A 17,098-nucleotide genomic window follows, 5' to 3' on the forward strand; every position below is an offset into this window, starting at 1 on the left:
AACTTTTGCTTTGCCACGGAATGGTCTGTGTTGTCGGGAGGATGCGTGATCTGATCCTTCAACTCAGCAAAAGTTCGATTTATTCAACAAAGCCTTCACCCTCTTACGATGAATAGTTAAATGGAACAGTCACTTTTTCGCCAGGAAGCACTTGATGCTGCCAATCGCGGCAGTCTGGGCACCGTCGCACTTTATTGTCCGCCCTACCGATGGCTGGTTATTTCCATCGTGGTCGTCATTACTGCTGCGACAACGCTCTTTTTTATTTTTGGTAGCTATACCAAATATGAGTCCTCTACCGGGGAGTTATTACCTAAAAACGGCATGTTGATCATCCCGCCGCCCGTAAGCGCAACGGTTATCGATATTCCGGTTAAAGAAGGCCAGCGGGTCGAGAAAGGCGATGTACTGATGGTGTTGTCATCAGAAGTCTCGACGCAATTTGGCCAGACCCGCCAGGTAGTGGCTGAAAACCTGTCGGCACAACGTGAACGTCTGCAGCAGGATCTAAAAACCCTCAGCAAGCTGCATGAGGTTGAAATGCAGGGGCTGAAAGAGACCATCAACAGCCTGAAATTACAGCAAGAACAGCTGCGGCTGCAGATGACCCATCGCCGAAAACAGGTTGAGCTGGCGCGCTTGCAGCTAACCAAGCTGAATGCGATGCATGACCAGGGCTATGCCTCGAATCGTCAAATGGAAGAGCAGGAGTCGGCCTTGCTCGACAGTCAGGCCCGCTACCAGGAGTATCAACGGCAGCTGCTGGATATTGCTCAGAAGATCCTGCAGGCGCAGCAGCAACTGCACGAGAAGCCGCTTGATGACGCGAAAAAGCGTAACGATATAGAGCGACAGCTGGCGGACAACCGTCAGTCACAGGTTGAAAATGAAGCGCGCCGTTCGTTTGAATTGCGTGCGCCGAAAAGCGGCTACGTTGGCATGATTATGATCAAGAACGGTCAGATGCTGAGTGCAGGCCAGTCGGCCATGGCGATCCTTCCCAGTGACAGTGAACTGGTGGCGCGCATCATGGTAAACACCCAATCGATCGGTTTTATCCAGGCCGGACAACGCGTTGTGCTGCGTTACAAAGCCTTCCCATATCAAAAGTTCGGTCAGCAATATGGCAAAGTCATCGAAGTCTCACGCACAGCCCTCACCCCGCAGGAAGTTTCAACCTTAACCGGGAAAAACAATATCCAGGAACAGCAGTACCGGGTACTGGTGGCGCTGGATAAGCAGACCATTAAAGCCTACCTGCAAAACGAACCGCTGAAACCCGGTATGGCGCTGGACGCCGATTTTATTGTCGACAAACGTCGTCTGTACGAGTGGGTCCTGGAGCCGTTATTCGCGCTCGGCCACAAAATTTCGCTCTGATTAAAAGGTCTGTGCTGTGTTGTTAAAAGATAAACTTAATTTCAGATGGTTTAACCGTCTGCCGATGATCCGCCAGTCACAAGCGACCGAATGCGGGCTGGCCTGCCTGGGGATGGTTGCCAACTACCACGGGCATGAGATCGATATGATCACCCTGCGCCGGCGGTTTGCTACCTCGCTCAAAGGCGCCACGCTGGCCGATGTGATTGCAATGGCACAACAGCTGAATATGAGTTCGCGCGCGCTGCGGGTCGATCTTGAAGAGCTGTCTAAGCTGCGCATGCCCTGTATTCTGCACTGGGAACTGAACCACTTTGTGGTACTGAAAAAAGTCCGCGGCAATAAGATCACGCTGCACGATCCCGCACGCGGAATCCGCGAGCTGACGTTCGCCGAGGCCTCGAAAGCGTTCACCGGGGTGGCGTTAGAACTGATTCCCTCTTCAACCTTCGAAGTGAAGGAAGAAAAAGCCAGCATCTCAATGATGAAACTGGTCGGCAGCGTCACCGGCGTCAAATCGGCATTCTGTCAGGTGCTGATTCTGTCGGTAGTGCTGGAGCTGTTCGGCGTGTTATCCCCGTTCTTTATGCAGTGGGTAATGGATATGGTGCTGGTCTCGGCCGATTATTCGTTGCTTACTCTGCTGGGGGTGGGCTTCATTATGATTGCGCTGTTCCAGACAATGATTTCCGCCCTGCGCTCCTGGGTGATGAGCTGGTTCTCCAGCCAGCTTAGCGTGCAGTGGACGGTCAACGTCTGCCAGCATATGTTGAAGCTGCCGCTCGACTGGTTTGAGTCACGTCACGTCGGCGACATCCTGTCACGCTACGGTTCACTGAATACCATTCAGAGTACCCTGACCTCGCGTTTTATCAGCACCGTGCTGGATGGGGTCATGTCGATCGTCACCGTCATGATGCTGTTTATCTACAATGCCAAACTGGCCTGGTTAGTGATCGCCCTGTTCGTTGCTTATGGATTATTGCGCTTCCTGGCCTATGATCCGGTGCGCCGTGCTAATGAGGAGCAGATCATCAGCTCAGCGCGCACCCAGTCGTCGTTGCTGGAAACGCTACGCGGTATCCAGGCGGTTAAAACTAACAACAAGCAGATCCCGCGTCTCTCTGCCTACATGAATTTTTTGGTGGAGAGTACCAATAAAGGGATCGTGATGCAGAAGCTCAATATCCTGTTTGGATCGGCGCAGGGAATACTGACCTCAGTGGGTCGGGTGGTGCTGGTGTGGCTGGCGGCATTGCAGGTGCTGGATGGCAACTTTTCTGCCGGTATGCTCACCGCGTTCATCAGTTTCTCTGACCAGTTCATGAGCCGCGGGGCGGGTTTAATCAATGCAATTATTGATTTTCGCATGTTGCGCATGCACGGCGAGCGTCTGGCCGACATCGTACTGTCGGAGACAGAACCCTGCGAAGAGGCCAGCCCGAGTCTGCTCGATCACAGCGACGAACCCGAGATCCCTCAGGATATCGCACTGGAGCATATTTGCTTTCGCTATGCAACCACCGAACCCTGGGTTATTGACGATATCAGCCTGACAATCAAAGCCGGTGAAAGCGTGGCGATTGTCGGTCCGTCTGGTCAGGGTAAAACCACGCTGGCGAAAATTATTCTCGGTTTATTGCATCCGGAGAGTGGCGTCATCACCGTTGGCGGCATGGATATAACCAAGACCGGCTTACAGCATCACCGCAACCGTATTGGCTGTGTGATGCAGGATGATATTCTGTTTTCTGGTTCGATCAGTGAAAATATCAGCTTTTTTGATAATGAACCTGACCATGCAAAAATTACCCGGGTTGCGCGTCTGGCTCAAATTCATGGCGACATCATGAAAATGCCGATGAATTATCAAAGCCTGGTTGGCGATATGGGATCTTTCCTGTCCGGCGGTCAGTTACAACGTATTTTACTTGCCAGGGCACTCTATCGGGAGCCGAAGATTCTGGTGCTGGATGAAGCGACCAGCCACCTGGATATTTATAATGAAAAGCAGATAAATAACGCCATCAAGCGGATGAACATCACGCGCATTATTATTGCGCACCGCCCGGAAACCATCCGCAGTGCAGACCGAATCGTTATGCTGAACAACGGTAAATTCAGCGAAATGACTGCCGACCAGTTATTTTCACCCGCAGACAATGAAAGCAAAATGGAAAAAGAAAATGAACAAACAGATATGTAAATTTAGTGAAGGTATGATTACGCTTCCGGAAGGCTATACAGAACGAACGCTTAATACGCTGATGGATAAGCGATCGGTTTTGCCGCCGATTACGCTGTCACGCGATGTATTAGGCAATCATAACTGCACCGAAGAGTATATTGAGAGCCAGCTTGGACTGTTAAGTAAACAGGTTAAAGACTGGCAGCAGGCACCGGGTGAGAGCATCACATTAGGCGATAACATCGCGACTGGCCTGCTCATCAGTTATGATTTTTTACGTCCTGATAATCATCGCCAGTACCAGAAACAGGCTATCTTCACCTTAGATATGGATGATTTACTTATTTTCACCCTCTCGAAATCGTCACCGATTACTGACAAAGAGATGCAGTGCTTCACTGACACCTTAAACAGTTTCAGAACGTACGATTAACGGTTATCCGGCATCACGCCGGGTAATATTGGTTTATTTTTGTTTTTCAGTTGTTTCATGCCTGTCATGAATTTTGCCGCTTTTAAGCGGCTTTTTTTTTATGCTTCCGGCTGTACCGCTGTTATCACGCCTCAGAAACACCGGCAGGTAAACAGGTCAGACACGGCTTCAGTCAGCATAACGCCAGCTGACGGCTGCCGCATTATGCTGAAATAGCCGGATGGTCTGATTAACACGCCACGCCGGAATGGGTAAGCCAGCGCGCCAGACAAAATATCAACATGCCTGGCGCGGGGGATAAACAGATAAAAATCGGTAAACGGCCAGACTCTATTGCGCACTGGCCGCCGCAAATTGCGTATAATTGTCGTGCGTAATGGTTTTATAAGGGACCCAGTTAATCTCATCCACTTTCTGTTTATCCAGCAGCGCCTTCGCCACTTTTACCGCGCCCGTCGCCTGTCCTTTTGCATCCTGAAAAATGGTCAGCGCCATTTTGCCGGTTTTCACGAACTGCTGACCATCCGGAGTGCCATCAATGCCGGCTACCAGGATATGGCTGTTTTTAGCCTGATTCAGCGCCATAATCGCCCCGATAGCCATTTCATCGTTATTAGCGGCAATCGCATCAATCGGACGCTGGTTGAGCAACCAGCCCGACACCACATCCACCGCTTCATTACGCTGCCAGCGTGCGGTCTGCTTTTCAATAACCGCCATCTGCTGGTACTTTGCGATGACCGCTTCTACTGCGCGCGTGCGCTCCCGCGCCTCTTCGTTCGACAGCGCGCCCATCAGGATGGCGACGTTACCGCGATAGTTCATCCTCTTTGCCAGCGCTTCCATCTGCATTTCACCGCCCAGCGCAGAATCTGAGCCGACATAAGCCATATTTTCCGGCAGCTTAACTTCCGGCTTGCGGTTAACAAACACCAACGGAATGCCTGCTGACCGGGCCGCTTTAATCATCGGTAACACGCCCTGCGTATCCACCGGGTTGAGAATAATGGCATCCACGCCCTGGTTAATGAAATCCTCAACCTGTTGTACCTGTAGCGCAACATCGCCTTTGGCATCAACGAACTGCCCGTCCATCTTCAGCGCGCTGATTTCCCCAATCATCTGGGTGCGCAGGATCGAGACAAAATTAAGGTCAAAGTTTGCCAGTGCCACGCCGATTTTGGGCGTTTTAGCACCGGCTGACACGCTGATCAGCATGCCGAGGAACATCGCAAATAGTCTGGTTTTCATGATCTTATCCTGTAGGGTTTTTTATTATCATAAGTCCGTCGGGCAACAGACAAATACCCGACGGGGAGGTGATTACACGGTAAAATGATCGCGGAACTGGGCCAGTGCCTGTTCGCTGTCACCGGCGGCCCAGCCTTCCAGCGCCACGACGCCGCGATAGCCGACCTGCTCCAGCACGCGGGCAATCGCACGATAGTTGATTTCGCCGGTGCCAGGCTGCATCCGTCCCGGCACATCCGCGACCTGTATTTCTCCGATCGCCGGACCACATCGGCGGATCAGCTCAATCAGATTGCCTTCGCCAATCTGGGCGTGATAGAGATCCAGATTCATCTTCAGCGCCGGACTGTTGACCGCCTCGACCAGCGCCAGCGTATCCGCCGCGCGGGCAAAGGGGGTGCCCGGATGGTCAACCGCCAGGTTAAGGTTCTCGAGGGTAAAGACGCGTCCGGCCCGCTCACCGAGCGCGGCGAGGCGGCGCAGCGTATCTGCCGCTTTGAGCCACATCGCCCCGGTCACTCTCTCCACCGGCCTGATCGCCTGGCCATTCTCGTCCAGTCCGGTGCCGTGCAGATTCAGGCTCGGGCAGTTAAGCCGTTCCGCAATCGCCAGCGACGTTTCAGCACTTTGCAGTAGCGGCTCGATTTGATCCTCATCCGTCAGGTTACCGCTCAGATAGCCGGTCATTGAGGTGAAGCGCGCACCCGTCGCCACCAGCGCATCGATATCCTTATTGGCCCAGTTCCAGATTTCGACTCCAAACCCCAGCGCATGAATACGCTCAACCCGGCGGATAAACGGCATATCGAGAAACACCATCTCGGCACAGACAGATAACTGATAACCGGCCATTAGCGTGCTCCCAGCAAGACAGGCTTGCGCTGCTGCACCGACTCAATACAGGCCAGCGCAATCTCCAGCGCATTGCGGGCATCAATGCCGGTAGCGCGTGGTGTCTCACCGTGCAGGATGCAATGCGCAAACTCGGTCATTTCCGCCACGTAGGCGTCACGCAGCAGATCGGTATCCATCCGTGAGGTTGCTATCGCAATACCGTCGGCGTGATAGCGGACGCAGTTATCCTGATTGATGTTGCCGGCCTGCAGCATGCCTTTGCTGCCAAACACTTCACCACGCACGTCATAACCGTAGACGGCCTGGAAATTGGCTTCGGCCGTGGCAATCGCCCCGTTATCGAAACGGATGGTCACCACTGAGGTATCCAGCAGCCCCTTATCTTTAAAATCGGGACGGACCAGCGCATCCGCCAGCGCATAGACTTCAACCGGTCGGGCACCGGGGTTGAAATGCAGCAAGGTATCGAAGTCGTGGATCAGCGTTTCCAGAAAGATGGTCCACTGCGGGATCGGGGCCGGATCGCGTAAGGCGGGGTCGCGGGTCACCGAGCGGCTTAGCTGGGTAGTGCCGTTTTCACCGGCTTTGACTGCGCTGATGGCGGCGGCAAAACCGGCACTGAAGCGACGATTGAAACCGACCTGTAAAACCACGCCCGCCGTTTTCGCGGCCGCAATTGCCCGGTCAGCTTCCTCCAGCGTCACCGCCATCGGTTTCTCACAAAAGACATGCTTACCGGCCTGCGCGGCGGCAATCACCAGATCAGCATGGGTGCGGGCCGGTGTCGCAATGGCCACCGCATCAATCTCACTGTCGTTGAGTAATGCCTGCAAGTCGGTATAGGCCTTCTCAATCCCCAGCCGATCGGCCAGGCGCTGCGCGGCACCAGGCTGCAGATCCGCAACGGCGGTCAGGCGGGCACCGGGTACCCGCAGCGCCAGATTCTCCGCATGAAAACTGCCCATTCGGCCTGCGCCAATCAATCCCACACGCACAGTTTTATGATTCATAACAGCTCCTGTTTATTTATTGTTTGCCCAGTCAGGCTGGATAGAGGGTCCGGATGTCTGCTGTGCCTCAGCGGCAAAGCGACGGGATTTCGATAACATCAGCGGCTCGATGTGCTCCAGCGAGACGCCGCGGGTTTCCGGCAGAAAACGTTGCACGAACCAGAAGGCCACCAGACAGCCAACGGCGCACAGCATCAGCGGAAACGCGCCGTGGAAGTGGTCCATCAGCAGGCTGTTGCGATTCATCATCGGGAAACTCTGGGTGACAATGAAATTGGCCAGATACATTGATGAGAAGGCGTATCCCATAGCGACGGCGCGGATGCGGTTGGGAAAGATTTCTGAGATCAGTAACCAGGCTCCCAGGCTCCACGACATGCCGAAAATCAGCACGAAGGCCACCAGCCCGATCACCGGCAGCAGCCCGCCGGTTTGCGCAATAAAGGCCCACGAGGTCACCATCAGACAGACGGCACAGCCCAGCGCGCCCCAGCGCAGCAGGCGGGTACGTCCCCAGCGATCAACGGCGTTGAGGCAGAAGGCCACGCCGGCCAGCAGCGCTACCCCAAGGAAAATGCTGTGGAACAGCGACGTTTGCGTATCAGAGGAGATGTTCTGCAGCAGTGACGGTGCGTAATAGAGCAGGATATTAATGCCGGAAATCTGCTGCAGGATGGCGATGGCGCAGCCAATCAGCAGGATGTAGCGCGCCCGGGCATCACGCAGTAACGCGGGCCGGGCACCGCCGTCGCGCTGATCGGCAGCGGAAGCACTGATCTCTGCCAGCAGGCGGGCGGCATGCTGTGGCGTAGACAAACGGGTCAGCACCGTCAGCGCCCGATCGCGCTTGCCGTTCAGCGCTAACCAGCGCGGCGATTCCGGCATAAACGGCACCAGCGCCAGAAACAACAGGCAGGGCACCACGCCGGATGCCAGCATCCAGCGCCAGCCTTCGCTGACGATCCAGCTGTGAGTCATGCCGCGGGCGATAAGATAGTTGACCACATAAACCGTAACCTGACCGCCCACCATCAGCATCTGCTGCAGGCCAAGCATGCGGCCGCGCCAGTCTTTTGGTGACACCTCGGCAATATAGAGCGGCGTAATCGCCGAGGCCATGCCAACGGCCAGCCCGCCAACCAATCGGTAAAGCACAAACTGGGTCAGGGTATCGGCCAGCGCCGAACCCACCGCTGACAGCGTAAATAACAGGGCGGTGATCACCAGCGTCGGCTTACGGCCGATCCGGTCAGAGAGTGCGCCAACACACCAGGCACCGGCCACACAACCGAGGATCACATTTGAAACAGCCCAACCGCTTTGCCACGGCGACAGAGACAGATGTTCGGTTAACGGCTCTATCACCCCGGAAATAACCGACGCGTCATAGCCAAGGATCACCCCGCTGAGCGAGGCGATGGAACAGATAAATAGCAGCAACTTCAGATTATGTTTACGCATAACAGCTTAACTTTCCCGTTAATTTTTACCGGTGAGCGTTAGCCTGAAGATTGCAAAACAGGTGCCAGTTTTTAAACCGGGTTTTATGTGAACGACCTCTCAGATAACCGCGGCCGGATGAAAATAAAATTTACATGTCAACTTAACATGTCATTAAAATGGACATTCCATTCTGACCCGGAGGCAGAGATGCCCACGCTGCACGATTTATTGCCGAATAAAGAAGAGAGCGACGCCATTTTCAGCCTGCCTGAAGGCAGCGATGCGGCACGCTGGGAGCAGCTGCTTGCGCAGGGATGGCAGGCCTTTGTGGCGGGTGAACAACCGCACTGGATCCGCAGCAGCATCCTGCAATCCTGGACACGCTCCCGGCAGCGCGGCATCGATCCGACCCGGTTCAGCTACAGCGCGCCGGCCTCGGACGAGGTGGCCGCAATTCTCAGCCTGAACAGTGAACTGATTGCGGTGGCACGCAGCGTGATGGAGAACCTGCTGGCCTACAATCCGGATGGCCACATCAACCTGACCGATGCGCAGGGCGTGGTGCTGAGCTTTTGCGGCAGCGATCTGACGCCAGTCGGCAGCATCCTGCGTGAAGAGGTGCTGGGCACCAACTGCACCGCACGCTGTTTACGCGAACAGCGGCTGGTCTATGTGCTGAGCGGAGAGAACTGGAAGATGGCCCTTCGCGAGCGTAACCAGCAGTGCGCGGCGGCACCGATTCGTGATGCCAGCGGGCGGATGATCGGCGTCCTGACGCTGACGGCAACGCCTGACAGTTTCAACGTTCACACGCTGGGCACGGTGCAGGCGGCGGCCGAAGCGATTGGGCAGCAACTGACCCTGCGCCGCCTGCTGGCTGAGCAGCAGTCGATTCTGGAAACCCTGAATGAAGGCGTGGTGGTCTGCGATCGCGACGGCCGTATCAAAACCCTGAATCGTTACGCCCGTCAGATTTTTGCCGGCATGGCGACGGACGGTGCGCTGATCGACCAGCTGCTGCAGCCGCAATCGGGATCGCTGCTCACCCTTCCCTGCTGTAACGATCGTGAGATGGTGTTTCGCCCGGATGGCCGACGCAGCGTCTCCTGCCTGGTATCACTGATGCTGGCACCGGATGGCGGACGTATTTTATCGTTGCGCGAAAACCAGCGAATCCGGGCGATCACCCGGCGGGTGCTGGGGGTCAGCGCCAGTTATACCTTTGACATGATTCGTGGCAATGCGCCCACGCTGCAACAGGCGATACAGCATGCGCGAGCCAGTAGCCGCAGCGACAGCACGGTGCTGCTGACCGGCGAAAGCGGCACCGGTAAGGAGCTGTTTGCTCAGGCGATTCATAACGCCAGCAGCCGGTCACAGGAGTCATTCGTGGCGGTTAACTGTGGCGCACTGCCGCGCGATCTGGTGCAGAGCGAACTGTTCGGCTACGTTGACGGTGCCTTTACCGGCTCGCGCCGGGGGGGTTCAGCCGGAAAATTTGAGCTGGCCGACGGCGGCACCCTGTTCCTCGATGAGATTGGTGAAATGCCGCTCGAGCCACAGACCAGCCTGCTGCGCGTACTGCAGGAGAATGAGGTGTTGCGCATCGGTGCTGCCCATCCGGTTAAGGTGGATGTACGCATCGTGGCGGCCACCCACTGCGATCTACAGAGCGCAGTGGAACAGGGGGCTTTCCGGCGTGACCTGTTCTATCGTCTCAACGTCATTTCGCTGACCATTCCAGCCTTACGGGATCGTCGAAGCGACATCCCCGACCTGGTGAATACCTTTATCAGCGCGCTATGTCAGCGACTGAACAAACGCCCGCCGCAGGTGACGACAGAGGCGATGCACTGCCTGCAGGCCTGGCACTGGCCGGGCAACGTCCGTGAGCTGGAAAATCTGGTCGAGCGGATCGTCAACCTCTGCCAGAGCAGCACCATCGGGCTGACCGATCTGCCCGCCGAATTTGTTGCCAGCGCCTCCCCCGCCGTCGTCGAGGTGACCAGCCTGCTGCAGGATAATGAGCGGGCCTGCATACTGCAGACCATCCGCGCTCAGGGCGGTAATCTGCGGCAGTCGGCTAAGCTGCTGGGGATTTCACGCACTGCGCTCTACAACAAGCTGAACCAGTGGAACATTCCGATCGACAGCCTGCGCCAGTAACCTGCCGCGTCAGGGCACGTGCAGGTTAGCCGCCTGGTCATCGCCACACAGCGGGAATCATGGCTTTTGCCGGCTAAAAGGCCTAAAATGTGACCATCTAACCCAGTGGTCACTGAATAACCCACTTCACTTATCAGGCGGTGAAAATGTCAGAACAGCATACCGATGCCGGCGTCCGCGGCCCTGCCGAGCACAACGTGCGCGACCAGATTGTTGATGCCGCGATGCAGCACTTTGCCCATTACGGCTATGAGAAAACCACCGTCTCTGATCTTGCCAGGGCAATTGGCTTCTCCAAAGCCTATATCTACAAGTTTTTTGAGTCTAAACAGGCGATTGGCGAAGTGATCTGCTCCAGCCGGCTGACGATGATTATGCAGCGGGTGGAGGCGGCGATAGCCGATGCGCCCAGCGCTTCTGAACAGTTCCGCCGCCTGTTTCGTACCCTTTCGGTGACCGGCACCGAGCTGTTTTTTCACGATCGTAAACTGTATGACATCGCCGCAGTGGCCTCGCGCGATCGCTGGCCCTCAGCCCAGGCGCATGAAGAACGTGTGCTGAACCTGATTCATCAGATTCTTCGTCAGGGCAGAGAGGCGGGCGAATTTGAACGTAAAACCCCGGCTGATGAAGCGGCAGAAGCCATCTATCGGGTGATCAAACCTTATGCCAGCCCGGTGCTGCTGCAGTATAACCTCGATGAGGCAGAAGCGGCCTCAGTTCAGCTGGCGGCACTGGTATTACGCAGCCTGGCGCCCTGAACTGTGACCATTGACTAAATCGGTCACTTGATCAAAGATAGCGATGACTTTGATCGGCCGATCAGGTCATTGCTGTCGTTACGCTCACCGGTTTTCTTCCCGTTAAGCCTGATGGCCTGCAGGCGACGCTCTGCGCCAGGTGCGCAGGGTTGCCTCATCCACGCTAAGGTTGAAAGCGTGCATTGATAAAACTCACGCGTCTGTAGCAGATGAATTGCCACAGCACAGACTGACCACAGGAGGAAACACATGAGTCATTCAGCGGCGTCTGAACGCATTGTCATTACCGGTATGGGCATCGTCTCGCCTCTTGGCTGCGGCGTGGAAACGGTCTGGCAACGCTTAACAGCAGGTCAGTCGGGGATTCGTGGCCTGTCCGACGAGATGAGTGCCGGCACCGGCATTTCGGTTGGCGGTAGCGTCCCAACGGTCGATGAAGATCCGCTGGCAGGGTACGATCCTGAAGCCTTTATCCTGCCTAAAGAACGCAAAAAAATGTCCCGCTTTATCGAGTTTGCGCTGCTGGCGGCGGACGAAGCGCTGAAGCAGGCGGGCTGGCATCCTCAGCCGGAAGATGAGGCCGCGCGCGAACGCACCGCCACCATTATCGCCTCAGGCGTAGGCGGCTTTGGCGCTATTGCTGAAGCAGTGCGTACCACTGACGCTCGCGGTCCGCGCCGGCTTTCCCCTTTCACCGCCCCTTCCTTCCTCGCCAATATGGCGGCGGGTCATGTCTCGATCAAACATGGATTTACCGGGCCGCTTGGCGCCCCCGTCACCGCCTGTGCAGCAGGCGTGCAGGCGATCGGTGATGCCGCCCGACTGATCAGAAGCGGCGAAGCGGATATTGCTATCTGTGGTGGCACGGAGGCAGCGCTGGATCGGGTGACGCTGGGCTGCTTTGCGGCCGCACGTGCGCTGTCGGTGGGCTTTGCCGATGATCCGCATCACGCCTCGCGGCCGTTTGATCGCGACCGCAACGGTTTCGTGATGGCTGAAGGCGCGGGCCTGCTGGTGATTGAGTCGCTGGCGCATGCCGAAGCGCGCGGTGCTACGCCACTGGCAGAACTGGTTGGCTACGGAACCAGCGCCGATGCTTACCACCTGACCGCCAGCCCGGAAAATGGCAGCGGTGCCGCGCGGGCGATGAAACTGGCCCTGCGCCAGGCCGGGATTGGGCCGGAAGCGGTGCAGCACATCAACGCCCATGCCACCTCGACTCAGGTCGGCGATCGCGGTGAACTCGCGGCAATTCGCTCGGTATTTGGCGACGATTCATCGGTAGCCATTACCTCGACCAAATCAGCAACCGGGCATCTGCTGGGCGCGGCGGGCGGGTTAGAGGCAATATTTACCCTGCTTGCGCTGCGTCATCAATGCGTTCCACCGACCCTCAACCTGCATCATCCCGATGAAGCGGCGGGCAACCTCGATCTGGTGGCGCTGAACGCCCGCCCGATGGACCTGACCTATGCGATGTCGAACGGCTTTGGATTTGGCGGGGTAAATGCCAGCATCCTGCTGCGTAAGTGGTAACCACGTCTGACTGAGTCGGGTCCCGCTGCCGTGCGGTTGTCTGTTGCACGGCAGCGGGTCCTCTTACCACGCTTAACGGTTTCGGGACCCGCCTCACCGCTTACGCGCCCGACAGATCGGGTGCTGAAACCCCGGTCGCCTGCCGATCTCTGCCTGACGATGCAGACCCCGGTGGGCCTGCACGATTATCTTTATACTTCTGTACCTTTCCTGACAATATCGCCCGCCCGTCGCCGCTTACGGTTAAATTTCAGCGCTACAATTAGATCGACCACAATAACCTCAGGGAAAGCGAATGAATATTGCAGCCTTCGATATTGGCGGGACCTCATTAAAAATGGGCGTAATCGATCGTCAGGGAAATATTCTGGCGAGCGACAGTAGCGATATCTCCCATAATGACCGGGATAAGATTCTGGAGCAGATTATCGGCTGGCTAAAGAAGAACCCGTCCTGCAGCGGCATTGCGGTCAGCACGCCGGGTTATATCGATCCGGATAACGGCTATATTGCGATGGGCGGGACGGTGCGTGACTTTGATCGGTTTCATCTGAGCCAGTGGCTGACCGAAAAAACCAGCCTGCCCGCTACGGTTGAAAACGATGCGCACTGTGCATTGCTGGCAGAGCGCTGGCTGGGAAAAGCGAAAAAGCTGAATGATTTTCTGATGTTAACCATTGGCACCGGACTCGGTGGCGCAGCGTTCTGTAACGGCGCACTGATCCGCGGGGGACGCAATCGGGCCGGAGAATTTGGCTGTCTGCTGACCTCGCGTCCGACCGACAGCAATATCGAGCCGCATACCATGGCCCAGAGTTGCACCATGACCGCGCTGCGCGAAAATTACGCTCAGCTCAGCGGCCAGCCCGCCGATGATATCAGCGGTAAAGATGTGTTCGATGCTTTTGAGCAAGGTGATGAGTTAGCACAAAAAGTGGTTAATACCTTTTACCAGCATCTTGCCGCCGGTTTATATAACCTGTTCAGCGTGTTTGACCCGCAGACCATTTTCATCGGCGGCGGTATAACCGAACGCGAATCCTTTCTGCAGGAGCTTTCACAGCAGCTGGAAAAATATCAAATCGATATCCGCATTGATACCGCCACCTACGGCAACGACTCCGGCATGCTGGGCGCAGCCTATCACTTTTTGCAAAGCCAGCAGAGTGAGCTCTCTTAGCGCTGCCGCCAGTCCGGAATGATTAAATCGCCGCGTAACACCGAACTACCCAGCATCTGTTGGGTAGTGGCGGTTAACCAGCCGACAATGCGTGATGCCAGCAGATCGAGTGAATATTCAATAGCCGGAATGGTCGGTAACCCGGGTAAATTAACCGATCCCGCCAGGCTGAATACCATCACGTCCTTCGGCACCGCTTTATTAAACGCCTGCAGCTGCGCCATGGCGTTTTGCGCTTCCTGCTCGTTAGCCACCAGCAGCGCATTAAAACTCCGGCTGCTGGCATTATTCAGCAGCATCTGAATTGCCACCGACGAGGAGACCGCTTCGGTGATCACCAGATTGCGGTTAAAGGGCAGAAGATTGTTTTCCAGCGCCAGCTTGTAGCCCAGTAATAGCTGCCCTGCGGTGCCCCCGTTCTCAGGCTGAATTAAGGCGATCTGCCGGCGGCCCTGATTGATCAGGAAATTGCAGGCCGTCTCAGCGGCAAACGCGTGGTCGAACTGAATACTGTTCGGCCCTTCGGCTTCGGCACAGTCAACCAGAATGACATGTTCATCATCGATGTTAAGAGGAAAGCGCGCGCCGATGATCAGCACATCATCGCACAGGCCACAACTCAGCTCGTCCAGCGCGGTCAGAACCTCACTTTTGCTGCGGGCAAAGCGCAACAGCAGATGTTTCTGATGCTGGCGCAGCTGCTTTTCCAGCGCAAAAAGCCAGGCGGTGATCTGGTTTACGTTTTCCTGGGCACAGATAACGCCGATGCAGTGGGTAGTCTGGCTGAATAACGATTGAGCTATTACGTTAGGCCGGTAATTCAATTCCTCGACTGCCTTCAGTACCGCCAGCCGGCTGGCTTCTTTCACGCCGCGTGAACCGCTCAACACCCGGGAAACTGTGGCTTTCGATACCCCAGCTAACCGTGATACATCGTTGATAGTAGACATGTTATTCCCCTGAAAACGGCGCTATGCCAAAAAAAGCCAACCTGTGCTTACTGCCCATTTGTTCGCCGGGCAAAGTATAGCCATTTCAGCATTCTATGGAAACCGATTTTCCAAATGCCCGAAAAGGCTGCGCTATTACAGCCATTTTTGTGACCGGAATCCAATAAAAAAAACCCGCATCATCGGCTTATTGACCGACATCACACTTCTGAGCACCGCCAATGGAAACCGGTTTCCATATGATATCCAATCAGCCTCACTTTGGTGTCAAAGGTGAGGAACAGTAACCATGTACAGAATCATGTTGTGTTGTTCAGCAGGAATGTCTACCAGCATGCTGGTGCGGAAAATGGAAGAAGCGGCCGCGCAACGGGCGCTTGAAGTTGAAATTAAAGCGTTTGGCGTGGCGGAGTTTGATGAGCAGTTTTCCCGCTATCAGGTGGTGTTACTCGGGCCGCAGGTGAAATACATGCTGAAAAGCCTGGCCGACAAAGCGGCAGGCCAGAATGTGCCGGTACAGCCGATCGATATGATGGATTACGGCATGCAACGGGGTGACAAGGTACTGGACTTTGCGCTGTCGCTGATTACGGCTGCCAATGAAAAGGCGGCCCTATGAGCTCACTTTATCAATCGATGATTGCGGTGATCGAGCAATCGATTACGCCGCTGGCCGGCCGGCTGGGCCAGCAAAAATATGTCATCGCCATTCGTGACGGCTTTACCGCCGCGCTGCCGTTTATGATCATCGGCTCCTTTATGCTGGTGTTTATTTTTCCCCCATTCTCAGCCACCAGCACCAACAGTGTGGCCCGGGCCTGGCTCGATTTTTCCGCCACCTACCGTGACCAGCTGATGTTGCCGTTTAACCTCAGCATGGGGGTGATGACCTTCTTTATTTCGGTAGGCATCGGCGCCAGCCTGGGACGACAGTTCTCGCTGGATCCGGTGATGTCCGGCCTGCTGGCCTTTATGGCCTTTTTACTGGTGGCAGCACCTTACTCCAATCACACCATCTCTACCGAATATCTTTCCGGTCAGGGGATTTTTACCGCGTTGCTGACCGCCATTTATGCCACCCGCGTTTACGCCTGGCTGAAACACAACAATATCACTATCCGCCTGCCGAAAGAGGTTCCGACCGGGGTGGCGCGATCGTTTGAAATTTTGATCCCGGTGGTGGTGATTATCGGCACCCTGCATCCGCTCAATCTGTTGATTGAGGCAAAAACCGGGATGATCATTCCGCAGGCCATCATGCATCTGCTGGCACCGCTGGTCTCCGCCTCTGATTCATTGCCAGCGATTCTGCTGTCGGTGCTGCTGTGTCAGATCTTCTGGTTCGCCGGTATTCACGGTGCGCTGATTGTGACCGGCATTATGAACCCGTTCTGGATGGCTAACCTCTCCGCTAACCAGGCGGCACTGGCGGCGGGCACGGTATTGCCGCACATCTATCTGCAAGGCTTCTGGGATCACTACCTGTTGATTGGCGGTGTCGGTTCTACCCTGCCGCTGGCTTTTCTGCTGCTGCGCAGCCGCGCCACCCATCTGCGCACCATCGGCAGAATGGGTATCGTGCCGAGCTTCTTTAATATCAACGAACCGATCCTGTTTGGCGCGCCAATCATCATGAATCCGCTGATGTTTATTCCCTTTGTCTGCGTACCCATGCTGAACGCCGTGCTGGCCTACACCGCCACCCGACTCGGCTGGCTGGCACAGGTGGTTTCGCTGACGCCGTGGACCACGCCCGCACCGATTGGCGCATCCTGGGCAGCCAACTGGGCCATCAGTCCGGTGGTGATGTGCCTGGTCTGTATGGTGCTTTCCGCCCTGTGCTACCTGCCGTTCCTGCGCGCCTACGAACGATCGCTGATGAAAACCGAACTGGAAAAGGCGCAGTCGCAAGCCCCCCTGGCTGAAAGCGCCAGTACTCACTAAT

General features: G+C 55.9%; 14 protein-coding genes. 9 read left to right on the forward strand and 5 right to left on the reverse strand.

The window, feature by feature from the left end; genetic code table 11:
* Positions 1 to 120 precede the first annotated feature (120 nt).
* From FHW04_RS21840 to FHW04_RS21850, 3 genes are read left to right on the forward strand one after another with little or no spacing between them, the layout of a single operon-like run.
* Positions 121 to 1,380 (forward strand): HlyD family secretion protein, encoded by a 1,260-nt coding sequence (locus tag FHW04_RS21840; protein WP_046289392.1) that lies wholly within the window; start codon positions 121 to 123, stop codon positions 1,378 to 1,380.
* A 16-nt stretch (positions 1,381 to 1,396) separates the two neighbouring features.
* A complete protein-coding gene (locus FHW04_RS21845) occupies positions 1,397 to 3,586 on the forward strand; it encodes a peptidase domain-containing ABC transporter (RefSeq protein WP_089562438.1) in 2,190 nt (729 codons plus the stop codon).
* Positions 3,567 to 4,001 (forward strand): DcrB-related protein, encoded by a 435-nt coding sequence (locus FHW04_RS21850; protein ID WP_089562439.1) that lies wholly within the window; start codon positions 3,567 to 3,569, stop codon positions 3,999 to 4,001. The genes FHW04_RS21845 and FHW04_RS21850 overlap by 20 nt, the downstream gene beginning before the upstream one ends.
* Before the next feature lie 330 nt (positions 4,002 to 4,331).
* Here the strand turns inward: FHW04_RS21850 and FHW04_RS21855 are convergent, their stop codons facing one another.
* The 4 genes from FHW04_RS21855 to FHW04_RS21870 all read right to left on the reverse strand — a co-directional run bounded on the left by FHW04_RS21855 (position 4,332) and on the right by FHW04_RS21870 (position 8,578).
* On the reverse strand, positions 4,332 to 5,252 hold the full coding sequence (locus FHW04_RS21855; protein WP_089562440.1) for a substrate-binding domain-containing protein: 921 nt from the start codon (positions 5,250 to 5,252) through the stop codon (positions 4,332 to 4,334).
* Positions 5,253 to 5,324: 72 nt separating this feature from the next.
* Positions 5,325 to 6,104 (reverse strand): TIM barrel protein, encoded by a 780-nt coding sequence (locus FHW04_RS21860; RefSeq protein WP_046289390.1) that lies wholly within the window; start codon positions 6,102 to 6,104, stop codon positions 5,325 to 5,327.
* Positions 6,104 to 7,117 (reverse strand): Gfo/Idh/MocA family oxidoreductase, encoded by a 1,014-nt coding sequence (locus FHW04_RS21865; protein ID WP_089562441.1) that lies wholly within the window; start codon positions 7,115 to 7,117, stop codon positions 6,104 to 6,106. The genes FHW04_RS21860 and FHW04_RS21865 overlap by 1 nt, the downstream gene beginning before the upstream one ends.
* Positions 7,118 to 7,129: 12 nt before the next feature.
* Positions 7,130 to 8,578 (reverse strand): sugar porter family MFS transporter, encoded by a 1,449-nt coding sequence (locus FHW04_RS21870; RefSeq protein WP_046289388.1) that lies wholly within the window; start codon positions 8,576 to 8,578, stop codon positions 7,130 to 7,132.
* Positions 8,579 to 8,767: 189 nt separating this feature from the next.
* On the opposite strand from FHW04_RS21870, the gene FHW04_RS21875 reads away from it, so the two are divergent.
* The 4 genes from FHW04_RS21875 to FHW04_RS21890 all read left to right on the forward strand — a co-directional run bounded on the left by FHW04_RS21875 (position 8,768) and on the right by FHW04_RS21890 (position 14,203).
* A complete protein-coding gene (locus FHW04_RS21875) occupies positions 8,768 to 10,726 on the forward strand; it encodes a sigma-54-dependent Fis family transcriptional regulator (RefSeq protein WP_089562442.1) in 1,959 nt (652 codons plus the stop codon).
* A 146-nt stretch (positions 10,727 to 10,872) separates the two neighbouring features.
* Entirely contained in the window at positions 10,873 to 11,487 is a 615-nt protein-coding gene (locus FHW04_RS21880) for a TetR/AcrR family transcriptional regulator (protein ID WP_031378225.1), read from the forward strand.
* Positions 11,488 to 11,736: 249 nt separating this feature from the next.
* Positions 11,737 to 13,023 (forward strand): beta-ketoacyl-ACP synthase II, encoded by a 1,287-nt coding sequence (fabF, locus tag FHW04_RS21885; RefSeq protein ID WP_094106294.1) that lies wholly within the window; start codon positions 11,737 to 11,739, stop codon positions 13,021 to 13,023.
* Between the two features lie 295 nt (positions 13,024 to 13,318).
* Positions 13,319 to 14,203 carry an ROK family protein gene (locus tag FHW04_RS21890; protein WP_089562444.1) on the forward strand — a complete coding sequence of 295 codons (885 nt, stop codon included), beginning with the start codon at positions 13,319 to 13,321 and terminating at the stop codon, positions 14,201 to 14,203.
* Here FHW04_RS21890 and FHW04_RS21895 read toward each other — a convergent pair.
* Complete coding sequence (locus FHW04_RS21895; RefSeq protein ID WP_046289445.1) at positions 14,200 to 15,153, reverse strand: LacI family DNA-binding transcriptional regulator; 954 nt, start codon at positions 15,151 to 15,153, stop codon at positions 14,200 to 14,202. The two genes, FHW04_RS21890 and FHW04_RS21895, sit on opposite strands and share 4 nt — an antisense overlap.
* Positions 15,154 to 15,442: 289 nt before the next feature.
* On the opposite strand from FHW04_RS21895, the gene FHW04_RS21900 reads away from it, so the two are divergent.
* Positions 15,443 to 15,772, forward strand: coding sequence for a PTS sugar transporter subunit IIB (locus tag FHW04_RS21900; protein ID WP_069729930.1), 330 nt, complete (start codon positions 15,443 to 15,445; stop codon positions 15,770 to 15,772).
* Complete coding sequence (locus FHW04_RS21905) at positions 15,769 to 17,097, forward strand: PTS sugar transporter subunit IIC (protein ID WP_046289444.1); 1,329 nt, start codon at positions 15,769 to 15,771, stop codon at positions 17,095 to 17,097. The genes FHW04_RS21900 and FHW04_RS21905 overlap by 4 nt, the downstream gene beginning before the upstream one ends.
* Position 17,098 lies beyond the last annotated feature (1 nt).

It is taken from the genome of Pantoea sp. AN62 (genome assembly GCF_050432985.1).
Lineage (GTDB): Bacteria > Pseudomonadota > Gammaproteobacteria > Enterobacterales > Enterobacteriaceae > Pantoea > Pantoea brenneri.